This window comes from Chryseobacterium viscerum (genome assembly GCF_002899945.2).
Classification (GTDB): Bacteria; Bacteroidota; Bacteroidia; order Flavobacteriales; family Weeksellaceae; genus Chryseobacterium; species Chryseobacterium viscerum.
This window is the reverse complement of sequence record NZ_PPEG02000002.1, coordinates 90,782-110,462: the sequence shown is the minus strand read 5'-3', so window position 1 is coordinate 110,462 and position 19,681 is coordinate 90,782. Positions and strand designations below refer to the sequence as shown.

Below are 19,681 nucleotides of genomic sequence, written 5' to 3'. Positions count from 1 at the left end.
AGCTGTTTATTTGTTTAAAGCCTCTTGAATACGAATAATTAAATCTGTGTAATGCGCTCTGGAAGCATCATCACCTCTGTATCTTGTTCTGTTCAGTAAGTCCAGAACCTTCTGAAGTTCTGCTCTTTTGTAAGTAGTGACTTCAGATACTCTTTTCATGGATGAATAATTGATATTCCTCAAACTATGGTCATCTTCATGGAAGTTGCAGATGGTTGGGATATTCAGTGTATCATCTACTTTCAATCCTTTCACAGCCGTTTTTTCAAATAGTTTGTTTACCGAAACGATCAGAGCATCCACATAATTTTTCTGAGTCATCTTCTCAAGCATCGTCAGGCTTCCTTTTTTATTGAAAATAGCTGTTCTTACCTGATCAAATAGGTTTTCAACCGTGTAGATCTCTTCTTTAGAACCAGAAACCTGATGTTTCAGTTCATTTTCAAGCAATCTCAACAATCGGTCATCCATCAACAGAGAGTAGATATTCGCGTACTGCGTTCCTCTTGCAAGGGTATACGGTGTCTGCTCGAATGGTCCCATGGGTGAATCTTTAACCGGGTACGTTTTTTCTGTAATCGGGTTGAAGAATAACCATTCCGGAAGGTTGATCGCATTTTTAATAAGATAATCAACGGCTCTTCTCTGTATTTCTGCAGGAACTGCTTCGTAAGCTTTCTTCTTGTTACCAAAAACAGTATTGTTCAGATAGATCCCTCCCACATTAGCCATCACATGACCTGTATACAGATCCCACTGTCCGATAACTCCGAGATACAATTTTCCAGCATCCGTATATTCTTTACCATCTTCATACGTCCACTTTAAAAGGTTATTGATGACAACTTTCAGGTTTTTTATTCCGTACTCGCTGGCTTTCATCGCATCATCTCCTAAATCTTCTGACTGCGAACGCGGATCGATGGTTTCAAGGTAGCTCTGCTGCTCACCATAGAAATACATCGGATCATTCTCGTGTTTTTCAATTAAGCCTTTCAACGCTTTTTTCTCAGCAAACTCATCCGGATACCAACGGTACCCCCAATCTATTGCATACTTATCGTAAACCCCAATTTTCGGGGTAATCGCCGTCACACCATCTTCCGGCTGTGCCACATAATTGTAACGTGCATAATCCATAATGGAAGGTGCCGTACCCCCCATTTTGTCTGTAAATTCTTTTGAACGAAGCGATTCTACAGGAAAAGCAAAAGAAGCTCCCATATTGTGCTTCAATCCGAAAGTGTGACCTACCTCATGAGATGAAACAAAACGGATGGCTTCACCCATATGTTCATCACTGAATTTATTTCCTCTTGCTTTCGGGTCGATAGGTCCTGTCTGAATTCTCATCCAGTCATGAAGAGAAGTCATTACATTATGCCACCAGATGATATCTGCTTCGATAATTTCACCACTTCTCGGATCTACTACAGAGGGTCCCATCGCATTTGACTTTGGCGAAGCGGCATAGGTAATCACAGAATATCTTACATCATCAATATCAAAATCTTCATCTTTTTCATCCGGCATTTTCGCAATCACTGCATTTTTGAATCCTGCTTGCTCAAACGCCGCCTGCCAGTCATGTACTCCGGCAATGATTTTCTCACGCCATTGTTTGGGTGTTGCCGGGTCTATATAATAAATAATAGGTTTCTTAGGCTCTACTAATTCTCCTCTCAGATATTTTTCTTTGTCTTCATCTTTGGGTTCAAGATTCCATTTGGTAATGAAAAACTTTTCGTCCATTTTCTGCTGATTGTCATTGAATGACCAATGTTTTTCGGAGAAAAATCCTACTCTTGAATCAGCTACTCTTGGTTTCATCGGTATTTTAGAAAGCAATACAAGATTTGTCGTAACACCAAGTGTTACCGGCAGATCTACCCCACCTTCATTCACAGAAGTTGACAATTGAGACTTCACGACAAGATTCTTGGGGAAAGTCTTCACTCCTTCTATGTAAGAAAGGCTTGATTTCACAGATCCTCCCAAACCTACATTCGCCAAAACATCATTAAAGCTCTTTTGATTTCCATCAAAAACTTTGTTGACTTTAATGGCTACAGCTGTAGAGTCACTGTTTTGTGCTTCAATATCAAAGACTTCAATTACAGATTCTGAAAAGTTGTCTTTCACAGATCTTGTAATGGCATCATTTTTTGGGGATGATACTTTAGGAACCACCGTTTTTACCCATACCTTTTTAGCTACAGGGTCACGGTGGAAAGAGATGACCTTATTTTCATAATTCATTCCTTTGTTCAATCCTGCCTCATTGACCTGCATTGGCACCTGAGAAAGTTTGTTCACCACCAAAAACTGACGTCCCATCAAACTGTCAGGAATTTCAAAATAAATATCCGTTTTTACCTGGATCGTATTAAAAAGTCCCTTTTTATAGGTTCCTTTTTTAATCAGGTCTTCAATTTTTTTTGTTTTCTTTGATGAGGAAGCTTCTGTTTTATCAGTTTTGTCTTTATTGATCTTCACAGTATCTTTTTTCTGTGCCATTGCCATTGGTGAGGCCACAGCAAGACCTAAATACAGTGCCAGTCTGTAATTCTTCATTAAAATAGTCCGATTCATTCCAAATAGTAAATATCTTAGTTTCAGCTAGCAAAGCTATAGGTATAGTGAATTATATAAATAATGTTAGGGAGTGAACGGTGATTATTCGGGAGTGAATGGATTTTTATTTTCACTTCATTAACGGTAAAAAACATATGAAATATTCACCATCTACAGAAATATGAAGAAGATTATTCTTAAAATACTCATAAACCTGATTCAAATAATCAATTCCGAATTTCTCTCCCTGCACCGGTTCAGTTTTTAGCTGCCAGGTGTTCTTTACTGTGATCCCATCTGTATCAACAATAATAGTAATTTCCAGAGGCTGATCTATCGTGGCAATATTATGCTTGATAGCGTTCTCAGTAACAATCTGCAGTGATAAATACGGAATCCGTTTTTCCAGGCTTTCAGGATCATTAATAATCATTTCAAACCTTATCTCTTCATCAAACCTGCTTTTCAGAAGTTCCATATACTGCTGTATAAATTTAATTTCCTGCGAAACCGGAACAATATTTTCTTTTGGAGGCACAATAAGATACCTGTAGATCTTCGAGAGATTCATGGTAAATTTCTGTGCATTCTCTTTATTGATCCCGATCAGCATATAAAGGGAATTCAGAGAGTTGAAAAGGAAATGCGGATTGATGTTATTTTTAAGCTGCTGAAGCTGATTGATCACTTCGGCTTTGTGCATCTTTTCGTTCTCTACCAACAATAAATTCTTTTCAGACTGTATTTTTTCTTTTTCCTGATACGCCAGATTGGTTGCCCGCTGGAATAAAATGAAGACTGTGACAATAAGGAATAAGGCTGCCAGAAAAATATAAACGGTGTAGGTTTTTATCTTGCTGATATTTTCATCAATAATGAAATTAACATGGTTTACGACTGTGTATCCGTCAAAATTATCAGTCTTCAATGGTTTTATGAAACGGGTTACTTCCACTCCCAAATACTCTGAAACAGCTGCTCCTTTAGTATATCCCGCTTCAGTTTTGCTGGCCAGCGTATCATGAGGTTTAATATCTGTAAAATCAAAAATATTCTTCCCGATGTACTTTTTTTCAGGATGGGTAATGCAGATTCCTTCTTTGGTAAAGACATAGGCGTAGGTATTGGAACTCTTATCTACATTGATAAAATATTGATGGAGGTCATCCAGGCTTACGGTAGAGCCATAATACAGTTTGTTTTTATCAGGCAGCACCAAAGAATCATAGCTTATCCAGTACATACTGTCTTTTTTAGTAATCAAAAGATCTTTGAAATGCCCGGGACCATTATTTTTAATAACAATTGATTTTTCTTTATTCTCTATATTCTTGAAAATATCCGATAATGGATTGTTGCTCTCCGACTTTCCTGAAATAGTATTCTCGTAATAATACCAGCTGTAAGGCAGCAGATTTCTTTTTTTGTTTAAATCATTTAAAACTAAAGAATAGTCCTTATAGTTCTTCAGACCGTCTTTCTGGATCAATGCACGAAGCAGATATTGATAGTCCTCAATATTTCTGAACTCATGTTCTATCGACTCATATTTTCGGAAGAATGTTTTCTTCGCAAAATCATCCGTGTTTTTACGACTGTCTTCAGTGATCAGAAGACTCAAAACGGCAAATGCTGCCACTGCAATCAAGCAGGCAGACAAAGCGGTGATGTAAATGGATTTTTGGGATAAGGCGTGTTTAAAATTAATAATCAACTTTCTCTGAATTGTGGGTTCCTCTACATATAAATTATTCGTTTGCAAAGATATAACAAAGATTTCAGGACCGTAAAGTGAATTAAATTTAGATGTTGTCTTTTTTTAAAACAAGCAATATCACGCAATAATTGAGAGTCTTTTTAATGGAAACAACAGCTGTTTTTTCTATTATTGGCATATTTTCTTCTTTTTCAGGAAAGGAATACAATCGAAGTTTCATGTCTTTTTTAAGAATATAAAGCCATGATCAGGACCTTCATTCCTTAGCTGAAAAATGACAGTAATCACCTGACTAAGTCTTAAAGTTCGTTAATATCATCATTCTAACAACAGATTCAGCGTTCTATATTTTGAAAATTAATTATCTTCGCCTACAAATCTTATTTGAAAATGAAGAAGATCATCTCCGTGATATCTATTTTTTGTACCATCGCTATCTCAGCTCAGGAAACGATCCAGTTTCAGGAACTCCCTTATAAAGATATTATTGCCAAAGCCAAAAAAGAAAAGAAATTGGTTTTTATCGATGCATATGCTTCCTGGTGTGGCCCCTGCAAAATGATGGAGAAAAATGTTTTCACACAGAAATCGGTGAGTGATTATTACAATACCAACTTCATTAATGCAAGATTTGATATGGAAAAAGGAGAAGGTAGAGACATTGCTTCTCAATTTGGAGTACGATCTTATCCTACTTATCTTTTCCTAAATGGCGAAGGTGAGCTTGTTTCCAGGAATACAGGTTATATGGAAGAGAGTATGTTTGTAGCCATGGCACAGGATATCAATTCACCCGGAAACAAAAAAGGTTCTCTGAAAGATCGTTTTGCGAGTGGTGAAAAGGATCCGGAATTCCTGATCAACATCATGAAGCTGAACGCCAACACAGACTATGACTTTGCTAAAAAAGCTTCTGAAAGATATTTCCAGAACAAAAAGAAAACGGAAGAACTTACAAAAGACGAAATTGGCTTTCTTCTCTATTTTGTAAAATCATCCGAAGACACTAATTATAATATTTTTGCTTCCAGAAAAGCAGAGATCATTAAATTTCTTCCTGAAGAAACTTACAGAGAATTTGATGCACAGTTAAAACTAGGAAAAATAGTAGAACAATCTATTGATGATAAGAACAAAAAAATCAATGATGATTATTTCCTGAAAACTGCTGAACCATTGGTAGGAAAAGAAGCCGCTATAAAAAAGCTGAATCAGACTAAGCTTAGTTATTATGAGCAAAATACTAACTTCCCTGAGTATGAGAAAGCAGCTTTAGACTACTATAAAAACTCTGATACTTTTGACCCTAATGAGCTTTTGAGAGCTGCCTGGATATTTGCAGATCATGTGAAAACACCAGCTTCATTAAAGAAAGCAACTGAATGGGCAGAAAAGTCTGTGATGAGAGGGGAAACTTCTGAAAACACTTATATTCTTGCTAAGCTTTATTACCTTACCGGAAATAAGGAAACAGCAAAAAACTATGCTGAAATGTCTAAAAATATGGCAGCTCAGAGTAACAAAGATTCTCAACTAGCAGATGAATTATTAAAGCAAATAAAATAAACATTATATACCGGATGAAATATAAATTAGCAGCAGCAGGCATTTTAGCTTTCCTGTCAGTAAGTACATTGAATGCTCAGGAACAGGAACAAGGAGGACAGGATAAAAGTTTATACATAAAAGGAAATGCGGTATTTGCTCCGTTAGGAATCTTAAATGTAGGAGTAGAAAAACAAATCGCTCCAAGATATACGCTTCAGGGAGATGTTTTCATTTCACCTTGGAAATCTTTTTCAGGACACAAACTACAATTCTATTCTGTATCTGCAGAAGGAAGATACTACTTCAATGAAGCTTTCAAACATTGGTATGTAGGAGCCAACGTTGCTTTTGCTGCTTATAGTGCTTCGAAATGGAATTATTGGAATGACAAAACCTTTGAAAACTGGAATGGAGAAATCCTTACTAACTCCAATCTATACCAAAAAGGATACTCCGTCATGCTGGGGGTTACAGTAGGATATCAATTCCAGTTAGCTGAACGATGGAATCTTGACATTTATGCAACAGCAGGAACATCACAAGGTTTTTATAAAGGGTATGATAAGACTACGGGAAGACGCTATGACTCTGCTGAGAAATTTAATAAAAGTGGTGAAATTATTCCTTACAGAGGAGGTATAATGATTTCCTATAAATTAAAATAAGACAATGAAGCTATTCGGAAAAAATCATATTATCATTTTAGTGATCACTTTTGTGATCCTTTTTTTAATGAATTATATAGGGAATGATCTTCCTGATAAATTGCAAAGAGCTTTATTGACTGCTTTTGCAGGAGTTGTTGGATTAACGGTGGGGCTTTTTATATTAAATAAGGGCAAAAATGATAAAAATCCGCCCCAAAATTTTGATTAATTAATCTTCATACATTACATATTGGATTCTGATCTTTTCGAAGTTTTCCAACTCTTTTTTCCATGAATTTTTAATTTCCGGAATTGATTTTCCAGCGATGATCTGCTTTCTAAATTCATCAGTTCCGGATAAGGTATCAAACCACAGGTTTTTCAAAAAGAAATCCTGCTGAGGGTTTTTATAATTCTGATAGGCTTTGATCACCCATTCAAGATTGAGTTCTCTTAAATCTTTATGATAATTGGAGAGATTTTCGCCATAACATAATTTCCCGTTCAGGAAAGGATCTTTAGCTCCATAGCTTGGCTTTGGAGTAAACTGATAGGGCAGGTTTTCCGTCCATGGAGAACCATAAATCTGAAAAGGAAGATCTGTTCCTCTTCCTACTGAAACCTGAGTTCCTTCAAAAAAGCACAGACTTGGATATAAATTGATCGCTTTATCATTCGGTAAGTTAGGAGAAGGTTTATCAAGTATCGGATACCGCTGCTTCTTATGATAGTTTTTCATCGGGATAAGCGTGTATTTAACCTGCACTCCATTTTTTAGCCATTTTTCACCATTAACCATCTTTCCATACTCTCCTATGGTAAGCCCATATACTACAGGAACCTCATGCAGTCCTACAAAACTGGCCCATTTTTTTCTTAATACCGGCCCGTCAGTGTATCCGTCATGCGGATTGGGACGATCCAATACCATTACCTCAACGTTATTTTCAGCACCCGCTTCCATCAGATAAGACAAAGTGGAAATATAGGTGTAGAACCTCACCCCCACATCCTGAATATCGAAAACAACAATGTCAATCCCGGCAAGCTGTTCCGGCTTTGGCTTTTTATTATTGCCATAAAGAGAAACAATGGGAATCCCGGTTTTCACATCTACTCCGTTTTTCACTTTTGCACCTGCATCGGCATCTCCTCTGAAACCATGTTCAGGAGCAAAAATAGATTTGATCTTAATTCCGTTTTTTACCAGAAAATCTACCAAATAAGTCCTGTCACTCATCAAACCTGTCTGATTGGTAACGATCCCTATGGTCTTACCTTTTAATAATGGTAAATAAATTTCAGGTTGGTCTGCTCCGGTTTTGAAATCAGATTGAACTTGAGTCTGAGAATAATATTGATTGAATACTCCTAAAAAAATTAGGCAAATCAGAAGTAAATTTTTAATTTTGAAATCTAAATTCATAAGCTTGAAATTTCCTTTATATTTCTCTAGAAAAATAGCATTTTCCAAAGATAACAAAAATAACCTTTCAAGGGTTATCATCTTCATTGGCAGGCTTTCCGTAGCATTGGGGATTATTGTTTCTTTAATTACCGTCGCCACGGGTTTTGGTTCCAAGAAAGCTATCAAAGAGAGGCTGGCAGATTTCAGCGGACATATTACCATAAGATCTACCCGATCCAATTCATCCTATAACACCTCAGTACTTGATAATCAGGGACTAAATATTGCAAAAATCAAAGAACTTCCTGATGTAGAAAGTACCCAAAAATATGTAATGGTTACCGGGATTATGCGTAATAAGCACAATTTTGCAGGAATTATATTTAAAGGAATCGGAAAAGATTTTGACAGTTTAAGATTTAAAAAATTCCTGATTGCCGGTACAACTCCGAAAGTGACTGAGAAAGGCTTCAACAATGATGTTGCTGTTTCACAAAAAATAGCGAATGACCTTCATCTTAAAGTAAATGACAGCATTGTTACTGTATTTTTAAAGACCGATCAAAAACCACTTTACCGTAAATTCAGAATCATCGGTATCTATAGAACTGATATTAAACTGATCGACGAGCAGTTTGTTATCGGCGGGATCAATCATGCAAGAAAAATTCAGGATATGAAACCTGATGAAATTGGCGGAATAGATGTTTTCTTCAAAAATGTAAATGACATCGACAAAGATTTTCCTGAAATTGAAAAACTGATTGGCTATAAAAACTACGCTGAAAAAGCCACTGAAAAGTTTCCGCAAATTACCGACTGGATCAGTATTTTTGACACCAATATCGCTTTGATTATCATTATTATGCTGATTGTAGTGGTCATCAATATCATTATGGTTCTTCTGATTCTTATTATCGAAAGAACCAATTCTATTGGTCTTCTTAAAACTTTAGGAGCAAGCAATTCACAGATAAGAGCAACCTTCATCAATTATACCCTGATCATTATGATTCCGGGACTTTTATACGGAAATGCTATCGGATTGGGACTTATTTTAATCCAGAAATTCTTTGGTGTGATAAAGCTTAACCCGGAAAACTATTACGTAAGTACCGTTCCGGTAGACCTTAATCCTGTAGCCATTATTTCTATCTCAGTGGGAATTCTTATTATTTCAGGCTTGGCATTAATTATTCCTAGCTACCTGATCAGTAAAATTTCTCCTGTGAAAGCTATTAAGTACAACTAAGTTGATCATTAATTATTGATAGGTTATGAGTTGTTTTTCAATTCATTCCAGTTTTATTCACAACTTATCCACACGTTATCCACAGCGCAGATAATTTTAAAAGCCTTATCTTTGCGCCGCATATAAACCATTTATGAAATACGCAAAAAATATCCTTGAAACGATAGGTAACACACCGCTGGTAAAGCTTAACAAAGTATTAGGTGAAGACTTCCCGGCATTAGTATTGGCAAAAGTAGAGACTTTCAATCCTGGAAATTCAGTAAAGGACAGAATGGCTCTTAGAATGATAGAAGATGCCGAAAAAGACGGCAGACTAAAACCTGGAGGCACCATTATCGAAGGGACTTCCGGAAATACAGGAATGGGACTGGCATTGGCTGCGATCATCAAAGGCTACAAATGTATTTTTGTAACCAATTCTAAGCAATCAAAAGAAAAATGCGACATCCTTCGTGCTGTAGGTGCTGAAGTAATCGTTTGTCCTACAGATGTAAAACCTACTGACCCTCGTTCTTATTATTCAGTTTCCAAAAGACTGGCAAAAGAAACAGAAAACGGATGGTACGTGAATCAATATGATAACTTATCCAACAGAGCTGCTCATTATGAATCTACAGCTCCTGAGATCTGGGAACAGACTGAAGGAAAACTGACTCACTTTGTTGCAGGAGCAGGAACAGGAGGCACTATTACAGGATGCGGAACGTTCTTCAAAGAAAAAAATGCTGATATCAAAGTAATTGGGGTTGATACTTACGGTTCTATTTTGAAGGAATTCCACGAAACTGGAGAATTACATTACGACCACGCCTATACTTATATTACAGAAGGTATTGGAGAGGATATCATTCCTGAGAATTATGATATGTCTGTGATTGATCACTTTGAAAAAGTAACTGATAAAGATGGTGCCATCTATGCAAGAAAACTGGCTAAAGAAGAAGGTATTTTCTGTGGATATTCTGCCGGAAGTGCAATCGCTTCATTGATTCAAATGAAAGATCAGTTCACAAAAGATGATGTAATTGTTGTTCTACTTCACGACCATGGTTCAAGATATGTAGGAAAAATCTACAATGATGAGTGGATGAAGGAAATGGGCTGGCTGGAAGAAAACAAAGAAGGCTAATAAAGCAGAGACGATAAATTGGCATACCTGTTAAAAGACAAAAATGCTAATTTTCAGATAAAAAAAACGGAGTAAAATTATTTACTCCGTTTTTTTATTTATTGATATTCTCTTTCAATACATTTTTGAGAAAGCTGTACTCTCTCTCAGTCATTGCTTTTCTTGGAAACATATAATTGTATTTTCCTTCAAGAGAAATAAATTCATTATTACTGTCAAAATATTCAAAATCTTTCCATTCGCTGGTTTCTTTTTCTCCATCAATATTTACAATGAAAAAATTCTTATCAAATCTGATGTCGTATACTTTACACTTTTCCAGCCCATTTAAATAATGATTCACCTGCTTCTTCCATCTTGACACTTTATTGACGCTTACGGATAGAAAAACAGCACATAGTAAAAATATAAAACTCAGAAAGTACAAAATACCTGCATTTTCTTTACTCAGACTATCTTTTAAAAGAAATACAATGAAAACGATCACTGCAGCTACAATGGTGGTAATTGTTTTACTTTTCGTTGTAGGTGAAAAAAGCAGGCTGCCCTGATTACCGCTAAAATAAATATCTTCAAAAATCTTTCTGTCCGATTTTAGTGTAATCACCTTTTCTTCATTCATAATTATAGAGTTTGCTTTAAAAAGCTACAAAACTAAACTAAATATCTTCATATTGATCACTTATTGCAGAAAGTTTGTTCATCAGTTCTCTGTTTCTGCGGTTCAGCGCATCCAGCTTTTTCAGCATATTATGAATCACTTCAAGACCCGGAAGATTAACTTCGAGATCATAATGCCAGTTGGCAAATTTTTCCAGATCAGGCAGGTCTTCATACATCAGATAATGAACATTCTCTTCAATCTGTATATTCAATAGCCCATAGTCTACAAGCTCATCAAAAAAAGTGATTTCTATGTTATAGATTCTTACGAGTTCTTCCCGTGATATTCTTTCACTCATAGCTTAGGAATTTTTTAGTTGTTCAAAAAGTTCTTTCTGCTTTTCAGTAAGATTGGTTGGCAGTTTCACTTCATACGTTACAAAAAGATCTCCATGTTGTCCCTCTTTTTTATAAACAGGAAAGCCTTTCCCTTTAAGTCTTACGGTGGCTCCGCTTTGGGTTTCAGGTTTTACTTTAAGATTAACGCTTCCGTCCAGTGTATTTACATTCACTTCTCCGCCTAAAACAGCAGTATACAGATCAATCGCTACTTTGGTTTTCAAGTCATTTCCAATTCTTTCAAAATCTGGATCTACAGGAATATTAAAAGTAATATATAAATCTCCGCCTGGACCTCCGTTTACTCCCGGATTTCCATGTCCTTTTAATTTGATCTGCTGTCCGTCATATACCCCTGCCGGAATTGTAATTCTGACTTTCTTCCCATTGATATCAAAAGTCTGCGGATGAGTTTTTGCAGCATCTCTTAAGTTCAGATTAAGCTCAGCCTGTATATCCTTTCCTTTGAATTTTCCGGAAGCTCTTCCTCTTGAGTTCCTGCCGAAGCCGCCTTCTGCCCCACCGAACATGCTTTGGAAGAAATCTGAAAAATCTTCTCCTTCACCAAAGTCTGCCCCGGAATTTCCTCTGCTGTTGCTTTGCTGTTGATATTGTCTTTGCTGTTGCTGTTGAGCCTTTTCATATTCTTCACCATGTTTCCAATTCTCACCGTACTTATCATACTTAGACCGGTTTTCAGAATTGCTGAGCACTTCATTGGCTTCGTTCAGTTCTTTGAATTTCTTTTCTGCTTCCTTGTCATCAGGATTAAGATCGGGATGAAGTTTCCTGGCCAATTTCCGGTAGGCCTTTTTGATATCATCCTGGGTTGCGCTTTTATCTACGCCTAAAGTTTTATAGTAATCTATATAAGCCATAGAAATGAGGTTTACTCAAATTTATGAAATTTAGGTCTGAAAATTGTATAACAGAGTGTTAAAAATAAACTTATCTTTGATAAAAAGCGCTACATGAAAGAGGTATTAAAAAACTACTCCGGGATCATATTTTTACTTTTGGGAATAACAATCGGAAGCATCATAGGAATCGTTGCTCCAGGTTTTGTGGAGTACATTAAGCCTCTGGGAGATATTTTTCTTAATCTTCTTTTTGTAAGTGTGGTTCCTTTGGTATTTTTTGCAGTATCCAACTCTATTGCCTCTTTAGAGCAGCAGTCTAAATTTGGGAAGATCATCTTTGTGATGGCTCTTACTTTTTTATTCTTTATTCTTACCGCAGCTGTTTTTACGATCTGTGCTGTATACCTGTTTCCGGTTTCTGGAGTTTCAGGAAGTTCTGATATGATTACAGAAGCAGCTAATGATGATACTTGGGGCAACAGAATTGTAAGCTTCTTTACGGTAGGAGAATTCACAGAGCTTTTTTCGAGACGAAATATGCTGGCACTTTTAGTATTTGCATTTATGACAGGATTTGCTGCCAGAAAAACAGGAGAACAAGGACAGCCTTTCAGGGCTTTTATTGCTTCGGGTTATGAAGTCATGAAAGAGCTTCTTTTGCTGGTTATGAAACTCGCTCCAATTGGTCTGGGAGCTTATTTTGCGTATCAGGTAGCCACTTTAGGACCACAGCTTTTCGGATTTTATGCTAAACCTTTGGGGCTTTATTATATCGCAGGAATTATTTACTTTTTGGTCTTCTTTTCCATTTATGCTTTTATGGCAAATGGAAGGAAAGGAGTGAAAAGCTTCTGGACCAACGCTATCTATCCTAGTTTAACAGCAATCAGTACCTGCAGCAGTTTTGCGACTATGCCAGCCAATTTACAGGCAGCCTCTAAAATCGGAATTCCAAATTCTATTGCTAATCTGGTGATTCCTATTGGGACTACGCTTCATAAAAATGGATCTTCCATGTCTTCTATCATTAAGATCTATGTAGCATTTTTAATCATTGGAAAGGATTTCTTTGATCCTGCCAACCTGCTATTAGCTTTGGGGATTACTGTTTTCGTCAGCATTGTGGCTGGCGGTATTCCTAATGGTGGATATATTGGGGAAATGCTGATGATCTCGGTATACAAATTACCTCAGGAAGCTATTCCGGCTGTCATGATCATCGGTACTCTGGTAGATCCTTTGGCTACAGTTCTGAATGCCGTAGGAGATATCGTCGCAGCCATGTTTGTCAACCGGTTTGTGAAGGTCTGACCAGTTTTAAATAAATTCTTTACAAAATTAAACTCAATATTACTCGCTTCGTTTCACCGGTTCCAGGTTTTCATATTCATCGGGTGTGAAAAGTCTGTAGTGAACTTTAAAGGTTTTGCCTAAAGGGGTTTCCAAAGAGAAGCCTCCGGGACCAAAACCATCTGTAACATCCAATGTGAAATGTGAGTATTTCCAGTATTCAAAAAGATCGCGGTCTATCCAGAACTCATATCCATTGATTGTTCCGATCATGGCATCATTCATTCTGGGAAAAAATCCTCCTTTTTCAAAACACTGTGGCTGCGTTCCTTCACAGCATCCTCCTGCCTGATAAAACATCAGAGGTCCATATTGGTCTTCAAGCTTTCGAACAACTTCAAGAGCCTGTTCTGTTGCAGAGAGTCTTGCTATTTTTGCTTCCATTGTTTTTGTTTGAGCTTATACAAACCTTATCATTATAAAAAGATCCCGGTACAATATATTCTAACCGGGATCAGCAACACATCATCAATTAATTTGATCCGGCAATATCCAAAACGATTCTGCCGTCAATTTGTCCTTTTTTCATTTTATCAAAGACGTCATTAATATCTTCCAGCTTTGCAGAAGTTACGGTGGCTTTCACCAAACCTTCATTAGCAAAATCCAATGCTTCCTGCAAGTCTTTTCGGGTTCCTACAATAGAACCTCTTACAGTGATTCTTTTTAAAACCGTTTCAAAAATAGGGAGTTCAAAAGATCCGGGAGGGAGTCCGTTGAGTGCAATGGTTCCTTTTCTTCTCAAAACATCTATTCCCTGTTTGAATGCGATGGGTGAAACTGCTGTAATCAATGCACCGTGCATTCCGCCAACTTCTTTATGCAGATATTCTCCGGGATCCGTATCTTTTGCATTGACTACAAGGTCTGCTCCCAATTTTTTCGCCAATTCAAGCTTATCATCTGCCACATCAATAGCTGCCACATGCATTCCCATTGCTTTTGCATATTGAACTGCGACGTGTCCCAGTCCACCAATTCCTGAGATAGCAACCCATTCTCCAGGTTTTGTTTCTGTTTCTTTCAATCCTTTATAAACAGTTACTCCGGCACATAATATAGGAGCAATTTCCAGGAAGTTTACATTTGATTTTAAATGTCCTACATATCTTGAGTCTGCAATCACATATTCTGCAAATCCTCCATCTACACTATACCCTCCGTTTTTCTGTGCTTCACAAAGGGTTTCCCACCCTGTGATACAGTAATCACAGCATCCGCAGGCACTGTACAACCATGGAACTCCTACTGCATCTCCTTCTTTTACAAAAGCTTCCGGTCCACAGGCTACCACAATCCCAACTCCTTCATGTCCAGGGATGAGAGGCATCTTTGGTTTTGCAGGCCAGTCGCCATCTATAGCATGTAAATCTGTGTGGCAAACTCCACATGCTATCACTTTGACAAGGACTTCATATCTTCCGGGGGCTCTTACGGGTACTTCTTCTATTTTCAGAGGCTGGCCGTAGCCTTGGACTACTGCCGCTTTCATAGTTTTTGGAATCATATTTTATTTTTTAGATTGAGTTATTGAGGGTTATTAGATTTTATCACGATGTCTGAACAGGTCAACTGTAAATGGTTGGGATTGCCTTTATAAAGTCAATAATTATATAGAATATTTATATCAAAAGACATATTTTTCCCTGCGTGAGGGATAGTAAGGGCGGCGAGGAACGAGCCGGTGCGGAATGAAATGGAGCACCGAAACGAAGTGCAGCCCTGCATAGCCCGACCGTTTTGCCCTGGGAAAAGCCAAGGCAATCGGGCACGTCCTAAATAATATTAAAAGAAACCTAACTTATTCTTGTTATAAGAAATCAGCATGTTTTTGGTTTGACGGTAATGGTCGAGCATCATTTTATGATTTTCTCTTCCTATTCCTGATTGTTTGTAGCCTCCGAAAGGAGCTCCTGCAGGATAAGAGTGATATTGGTTCACCCATACTCTTCCTGCTTCAATCTGGCGTGGAACATTATACAGCTGGTGGGCATCTCTTGTCCATACTCCAGCTCCAAGTCCGTAAATGGTATCATTGGCAATTTTCACGGCTTCTTCTTCATCTTTGAAGGTTGTGAACGCCAGCACAGGACCGAAAATTTCTTCCTGGAAAATTCTCATTCTGTTGTTTCCTTTGAAAATAGTAGGCTGAATATAGTATCCGTCTTCCAGGTCTTCACCCAAATGGTTTACCGCTCCTCCTACCAATACTTCGGCTCCTTCTTCTACTCCTAATTGGATATAGGAAAGGATTTTATCTTTCTGAATCTGTGAAGCCTGTGCTCCCATCATGACGGTTTTATCCAGTGGGTTTCCTACTTTGATGGCTTTTACTCTTTCGATCACCCTTTCAATAAAGGCATCTGCGATATCTTCCTGAACCAGCAATCTTGAAGGGCATGTACAGATCTCTCCCTGGTTAAGGGCAAAAAGAACAGCTCCTTCTATTGCTTTATCTAAAAATTCATCATCAGCATCCATCACAGAGCTGAAGAAAACGTTAGGTGACTTTCCTCCCAATTCCAGGGTTACAGGAATGATATTTTCTGTTGCATACTGCATCACCAGACGCCCTGTAGCTGTAGAACCTGTAAAGGCTGCTTTGGCTACTTTGGGATTGGTCACTAATGCTCTTCCAAGCTCAGCTCCAAATCCGTTAACAATATTGATAACGCCCGCAGGTAAAAGGTCTCCAATAAGCTCCATCAAAACCATGATGGAAACAGGGGTGCTTTCTGCTGGTTTCAACACCACGCAGTTTCCTGCTGCCAATGCCGGAGCCAGTTTCCAAACAGCCATTAGTATCGGGAAATTCCAGGGGATGATCTGCGCGATCACGCCAAGAGGTTCGTGAACAATCAGGGATACGGTATCTTTATCCAGCTCATTGTGCGATCCTTCGTCAGCACGGATTACGGAAGCAAAATATCTGAAATGATCAATGGCCAGTGGTAAGTCTGCTGCAAGCGTTTCTCTTACCGCTTTACCATTATCTATTGTTTCTACTATAGCCAGATATTCTAAGTTCTGTTCTATCCTGTCTGCAATTTTGTTCAGGATAATACTTCTTTCTGTAGACGAAGTGTTTTTCCAGGTACGAAATGCTTTTTCTGCAGCATCTACAGCCAGTTCCAAATCTTCTTTGGAAGAATGGGCAACCTGGGTAAAGTTTTTTCCATCCACCGGAGAGACGACATCAAAATATTGTCCTTTAACGGGTGGCGTGAACTTTCCATCAATATAGTTATCATATCTGCTTTTGAACTCTGGACGCTGTAAAAGTGTCGTTGATCTTGGTTCTGTAATAGTGCTCATATTAGTCTTGTTTTTATTTTTCGATACTGCCAAATTACACTGAGAAGCCCAAAAGAGTATAGCACAATCCTATAAAAAAAGTGTAAAATAGTGCAAGGGGTTCAATTTTAGTATTTTATTAACAGCAACGTACTCTCAAATTTTCTATATTTGAGTTACTCCCTTTTCAAAAAAATTTAGAAATGAATAACAATAGTAAGATTTTATTAAATACTCCTGAATTACGTAAGGAAAGCCAACTATTGAGTCTTGTTGAAAACCAGACGAAATTCAATCTAAACAATTGTGAGTTCAGTATTTATGAGACCCATAAGGCTGCTTTTGATGTAAAACTTCATTTTGAAAACATTGCATTTACAGCCATGCTGAGGGGCAAGAAACATATGAAACTGGATAAGAAGACGAGCTATTTTGATTATTATCCGGGGGAAAGTATTCTGGTAGCTCCGGGAGAAACCATGGTTATTGATTTTCCTGAGGCAGATGAAACTCCTACACAGTGTATTTCATTAAGCCTTAATCCGGATTTTATTGAGGATTCTCTCAACTACCTCAATTACCACCTTCCGAAAGTGGACGAAACTTCGCAATGGAATATTCAGCTGGATGAATATTTTCTGTTTAATAATAAAGCGCTTGCCTCTGCTACTAACAATATTATGAGAATTGCCATGGATGATAATTCACAAAAGGATATCATGGCAGATTTTGCACTCAAGGAGCTCCTCATAAGATTGATGCAGACCCAGGCAAGGAGTATGGTGGAAAAGAATATTGTTAAGAATAAATCCAGGATAGGTTTTGTGGTAGATTATATCAAAAGGAATCTACATCAGAAATTGTCTATTGACAGTATTGCCAAGCTGGCTTATGTAAGTAAGTCGAATTTCTTTAAAATGTTTAAAGATGAACTGGGAACTTCCCCCAATGATTTCATTTTGCAGGAAAGAATAAGCCGTGCAAAAGAATTGCTTGCCAGCCAGACCAGCATCAAGGAAACCGCTTTTCAGACCGGATTTTCAGATACGAACTATTTCACAAGGGTATTTAAGCAATTGGAAGGAGTAACTCCGAAAAGTTATCAGGACAGGATGCTTGTGAGGTAATTTTATTGACAGACTCAAGATAAGCTATAAAAAAAGAGCCCCATAAATGGGGCTCTTCTTAATAAATATATTAAAATTAAATCTTAATAATTATCATTCTGCTTAACGTTCGGGTTCGCAGAGATTTCCTTAATTGGAATAGGTAATGTATATCTGTAATCACCATTTGGAAGATTTTTCACATCGATAATATCATCAGTCTTATTTCTGTCCATAGATGCATTAGCTGCTACTGCAAGTCTCTTAAGGTCAATGAAACGGTGTCCTTCAAGTGCTAGTTCAACTCTACGCTCTTTCAAGATATCAGCATAAGCTACTTGTGTTGATCCATAAGTAGGTGTCACTGCTGCTCCCTGGAAGTTTCTCGCCACTCTCACTTGCTGAATTCTATCATGAGCTGCAGTAAGATTTCCTGCTGCTACTTCAGCTTCCGCTATAATGAAGTACATTTCTGACAATCTGAAAACTTTTACGTCATTTCTTGTAGCTGTACTTGTTTTACCAGGATATTTGTCGATAACCAATCCATCAGTTCTCGTATTTCCAGCTGTTGCAGAGGCATAATTAGCGTTTGGTTTTGATGAAGGATCTACATAAGCATATTTTCTAATATCTCCAGGAGTATTTTTAAATATGTTATATAAGTTTCTTCCCCAGAACCACATTGGCGCTCCACTAAGGTTAGACTGGTTTGTATTCCATTTTCCACCCATAGCAGCCCCAGCTCCTAATGGAAGTCTGTTAAGAGAGAAAATAGCTTCTCCATTATCAGTGTCAGCCCACATTCTTCTATATGGATTGAAAGACCCTCCTGCAATACCGTTTCCAGTGTTCTCATCAGTTGTCCCTCCATAGAACGCAATATTCCATTTAGGAGTAGGATCTTCAGTGAAAGGTCCAGATTGGAACACAGAACCATCAGCTTCAGTTACAGGAACTGCAGCATTGGCACCTGTAATAGGTGAAGCAACTGTAAGAGAAAGACCAGAACCGTTGATTACGAATTCTGCATTTTGCTTAGCTAATGCCATTTCACCTCTGTAAAGGTTAAAACGAGCAGCAACCGCGTTTACAAAATTCTTATCTACCTTATATCTTCTCGGAGTTGTAGAGTTTCCTAAGATCCCTCTCGCATAATCTAAATCAGCATTGATAAAATCATATACATCCTGATTTTTAGCTCTTGGCAATTGCGCTTCTGTAGAAGGAACATCCTTTAGAAGAATAACTCCCAAAGCGTTAGGATTTTTCATATCAGGAGAGAAATAAGCTTCCAGCTGTACATAGCAATATGCTCTGATCGCTCTTGCCTGCGCAAGAATAGCATTGTATGTATTCTTCTCGTCGGTAGTAGTAGGTGTAATATTTTTTGCTCCTTCAAGAAGTCTGTTAACTCTGTTGATTACTCTATAATTGTTTAACCAGATTCCATCGCTACCAACAGTACCTACGGTACCTCCTGCTATAATAGCACTAGACGGATCAAGGAAATGTCTGTGTAGAGAATATTCCTGTCCTCCACTACCAGATCCAGGTTTTACTTCGTCTGTAAATACAGCCGTAAAATAGATTTCATCAATTGGATCTAACTGAGCGTATACAGATCCGTTTAAAATTTCATTAAGGTTAGCAACACTTGTATACAGGTCTTGCCCTTCTAATTGTCCTGCCTGCTTTATATCTAGTGCATCCTGACAGCTGTTCAGCGTAAATACTGCAGATGAAAGGGTTGCTACAACTAATATTGTATTTATAATTCTTTTCATAATT

The 19,681-nt window shown here is 37.7% G+C and carries 17 protein-coding genes; 7 read left to right on the top strand and 10 right to left on the bottom strand.

The genetic code is table 11. The annotated features are described in order from the left end of the window. Window positions 1–6: 6 nt before the first annotated feature. Window positions 7–2,592 carry a zinc-dependent metalloprotease gene (locus C1634_RS04145; RefSeq protein WP_109737935.1) on the bottom strand — a complete coding sequence of 862 codons (2,586 nt, stop codon included), beginning with the start codon at window positions 2,590–2,592 and terminating at the stop codon, window positions 7–9. Window positions 2,593–2,704: 112 nt separating this feature from the next. Continuing rightward, a complete protein-coding gene (locus C1634_RS04140; protein ID WP_228409976.1) occupies window positions 2,705–4,336 on the bottom strand; it encodes a histidine kinase in 1,632 nt (543 codons plus the stop codon). Between the two features lie 345 nt (window positions 4,337–4,681). Between C1634_RS04140 and C1634_RS04135 the strand changes: the two genes are divergently transcribed. From C1634_RS04135 to C1634_RS04125, 3 genes are read left to right on the top strand one after another with little or no spacing between them, the layout of a single operon-like run. Further along, window positions 4,682–5,857: a thioredoxin family protein gene (locus tag C1634_RS04135; protein ID WP_109737934.1), complete on the top strand. Its 1,176-nt coding sequence runs from the start codon at window positions 4,682–4,684 to the stop codon at window positions 5,855–5,857. Between the two features lie 14 nt (window positions 5,858–5,871). Beyond that, window positions 5,872–6,504 (top strand): DUF3575 domain-containing protein, encoded by a 633-nt coding sequence (locus tag C1634_RS04130; protein ID WP_103234829.1) that lies wholly within the window; start codon window positions 5,872–5,874, stop codon window positions 6,502–6,504. 4 nt (window positions 6,505–6,508) lie between these two features. Beyond that, complete coding sequence (locus C1634_RS04125; protein ID WP_109737933.1) at window positions 6,509–6,715, top strand: hypothetical protein; 207 nt, start codon at window positions 6,509–6,511, stop codon at window positions 6,713–6,715. On the opposite strand, the gene C1634_RS04120 is transcribed toward C1634_RS04125, so the two are convergent. Then, window positions 6,716–7,912: an exo-beta-N-acetylmuramidase NamZ family protein gene (locus C1634_RS04120; RefSeq protein ID WP_109738083.1), complete on the bottom strand. Its 1,197-nt coding sequence runs from the start codon at window positions 7,910–7,912 to the stop codon at window positions 6,716–6,718. 4 nt (window positions 7,913–7,916) lie between these two features. Between C1634_RS04120 and C1634_RS04115 the strand changes: the two genes are divergently transcribed. Both C1634_RS04115 and C1634_RS04110 read left to right on the top strand, forming a co-directional pair. After that, window positions 7,917–9,146, top strand: coding sequence for an ABC transporter permease (locus tag C1634_RS04115; RefSeq protein ID WP_109737932.1), 1,230 nt, complete (start codon window positions 7,917–7,919; stop codon window positions 9,144–9,146). A gap of 133 nt (window positions 9,147–9,279) precedes the next feature. After that, on the top strand, window positions 9,280–10,278 hold the full coding sequence (locus tag C1634_RS04110; protein WP_103233292.1) for a PLP-dependent cysteine synthase family protein: 999 nt from the start codon (window positions 9,280–9,282) through the stop codon (window positions 10,276–10,278). A gap of 94 nt (window positions 10,279–10,372) precedes the next feature. On the opposite strand, the gene C1634_RS04105 is transcribed toward C1634_RS04110, so the two are convergent. From C1634_RS04105 to C1634_RS04095, 3 genes are read right to left on the bottom strand one after another with little or no spacing between them, the layout of a single operon-like run. Further along, complete coding sequence (locus C1634_RS04105) at window positions 10,373–10,900, bottom strand: hypothetical protein (protein ID WP_103233293.1); 528 nt, start codon at window positions 10,898–10,900, stop codon at window positions 10,373–10,375. A 37-nt stretch (window positions 10,901–10,937) separates the two neighbouring features. Next, complete coding sequence (locus C1634_RS04100; protein WP_103233294.1) at window positions 10,938–11,240, bottom strand: chaperone modulator CbpM; 303 nt, start codon at window positions 11,238–11,240, stop codon at window positions 10,938–10,940. Between the two features lie 3 nt (window positions 11,241–11,243). After that, window positions 11,244–12,158 (bottom strand): DnaJ C-terminal domain-containing protein, encoded by a 915-nt coding sequence (locus C1634_RS04095; protein WP_109737931.1) that lies wholly within the window; start codon window positions 12,156–12,158, stop codon window positions 11,244–11,246. 93 nt (window positions 12,159–12,251) lie between these two features. Between C1634_RS04095 and C1634_RS04090 the strand changes: the two genes are divergently transcribed. Then, window positions 12,252–13,451 carry a dicarboxylate/amino acid:cation symporter gene (locus C1634_RS04090; RefSeq protein ID WP_103233296.1) on the top strand — a complete coding sequence of 400 codons (1,200 nt, stop codon included), beginning with the start codon at window positions 12,252–12,254 and terminating at the stop codon, window positions 13,449–13,451. 39 nt (window positions 13,452–13,490) lie between these two features. Here C1634_RS04090 and C1634_RS04085 read toward each other — a convergent pair whose 3' ends face one another. The 3 genes from C1634_RS04085 to C1634_RS04075 form a co-directional block, all read right to left on the bottom strand. Next, window positions 13,491–13,874, bottom strand: coding sequence for a DUF779 domain-containing protein (locus tag C1634_RS04085; RefSeq protein ID WP_103233297.1), 384 nt, complete (start codon window positions 13,872–13,874; stop codon window positions 13,491–13,493). An 88-nt stretch (window positions 13,875–13,962) separates the two neighbouring features. Beyond that, on the bottom strand, window positions 13,963–14,997 hold the full coding sequence (gene adhP, locus C1634_RS04080) for an alcohol dehydrogenase AdhP (protein ID WP_103233298.1): 1,035 nt from the start codon (window positions 14,995–14,997) through the stop codon (window positions 13,963–13,965). A 278-nt stretch (window positions 14,998–15,275) separates the two neighbouring features. After that, on the bottom strand, window positions 15,276–16,805 hold the full coding sequence (locus C1634_RS04075) for an aldehyde dehydrogenase family protein (protein WP_103233299.1): 1,530 nt from the start codon (window positions 16,803–16,805) through the stop codon (window positions 15,276–15,278). 182 nt (window positions 16,806–16,987) lie between these two features. Between C1634_RS04075 and C1634_RS04070 the strand changes: the two genes are divergently transcribed. Continuing rightward, window positions 16,988–17,911, top strand: coding sequence for a helix-turn-helix domain-containing protein (locus tag C1634_RS04070; RefSeq protein ID WP_109737930.1), 924 nt, complete (start codon window positions 16,988–16,990; stop codon window positions 17,909–17,911). An 83-nt stretch (window positions 17,912–17,994) separates the two neighbouring features. On the opposite strand, the gene C1634_RS04065 is transcribed toward C1634_RS04070, so the two are convergent. Next, window positions 17,995–19,677 carry a RagB/SusD family nutrient uptake outer membrane protein gene (locus tag C1634_RS04065; protein WP_103233301.1) on the bottom strand — a complete coding sequence of 561 codons (1,683 nt, stop codon included), beginning with the start codon at window positions 19,675–19,677 and terminating at the stop codon, window positions 17,995–17,997. Between the last annotated feature and the right edge of the window lie 4 nt (window positions 19,678–19,681).

What these genes read in the sequence shown, in the direction of transcription:
- C1634_RS04145 (WP_109737935.1), bottom strand. Translation starts at nt 2,592, where the DNA reads ATGAATCGGACTATTTTAATGAAGAATTACAGACTGGCACTGTATTTA.
- C1634_RS04135 (WP_109737934.1), top strand. Translation starts at nt 4,682, where the DNA reads ATGAAGAAGATCATCTCCGTGATATCTATTTTTTGTACCATCGCTATC.
- C1634_RS04130 (WP_103234829.1), top strand. Translation starts at nt 5,872, where the DNA reads ATGAAATATAAATTAGCAGCAGCAGGCATTTTAGCTTTCCTGTCAGTA.
- C1634_RS04125 (WP_109737933.1), top strand. Translation starts at nt 6,509, where the DNA reads ATGAAGCTATTCGGAAAAAATCATATTATCATTTTAGTGATCACTTTT.
- C1634_RS04120 (WP_109738083.1), bottom strand. Translation starts at nt 7,912, where the DNA reads ATGAATTTAGATTTCAAAATTAAAAATTTACTTCTGATTTGCCTAATT.
- C1634_RS04110 (WP_103233292.1), top strand. Translation starts at nt 9,280, where the DNA reads ATGAAATACGCAAAAAATATCCTTGAAACGATAGGTAACACACCGCTG.
- C1634_RS04105 (WP_103233293.1), bottom strand. Translation starts at nt 10,900, where the DNA reads ATGAATGAAGAAAAGGTGATTACACTAAAATCGGACAGAAAGATTTTT.
- C1634_RS04100 (WP_103233294.1), bottom strand. Translation starts at nt 11,240, where the DNA reads ATGAGTGAAAGAATATCACGGGAAGAACTCGTAAGAATCTATAACATA.
- C1634_RS04095 (WP_109737931.1), bottom strand. Translation starts at nt 12,158, where the DNA reads ATGGCTTATATAGATTACTATAAAACTTTAGGCGTAGATAAAAGCGCA.
- C1634_RS04090 (WP_103233296.1), top strand. Translation starts at nt 12,252, where the DNA reads ATGAAAGAGGTATTAAAAAACTACTCCGGGATCATATTTTTACTTTTG.
- C1634_RS04085 (WP_103233297.1), bottom strand. Translation starts at nt 13,874, where the DNA reads ATGGAAGCAAAAATAGCAAGACTCTCTGCAACAGAACAGGCTCTTGAA.
- adhP (WP_103233298.1), bottom strand. Translation starts at nt 14,997, where the DNA reads ATGATTCCAAAAACTATGAAAGCGGCAGTAGTCCAAGGCTACGGCCAG.
- C1634_RS04075 (WP_103233299.1), bottom strand. Translation starts at nt 16,805, where the DNA reads ATGAGCACTATTACAGAACCAAGATCAACGACACTTTTACAGCGTCCA.
- C1634_RS04070 (WP_109737930.1), top strand. Translation starts at nt 16,988, where the DNA reads ATGAATAACAATAGTAAGATTTTATTAAATACTCCTGAATTACGTAAG.
- C1634_RS04065 (WP_103233301.1), bottom strand. Translation starts at nt 19,677, where the DNA reads ATGAAAAGAATTATAAATACAATATTAGTTGTAGCAACCCTTTCATCT.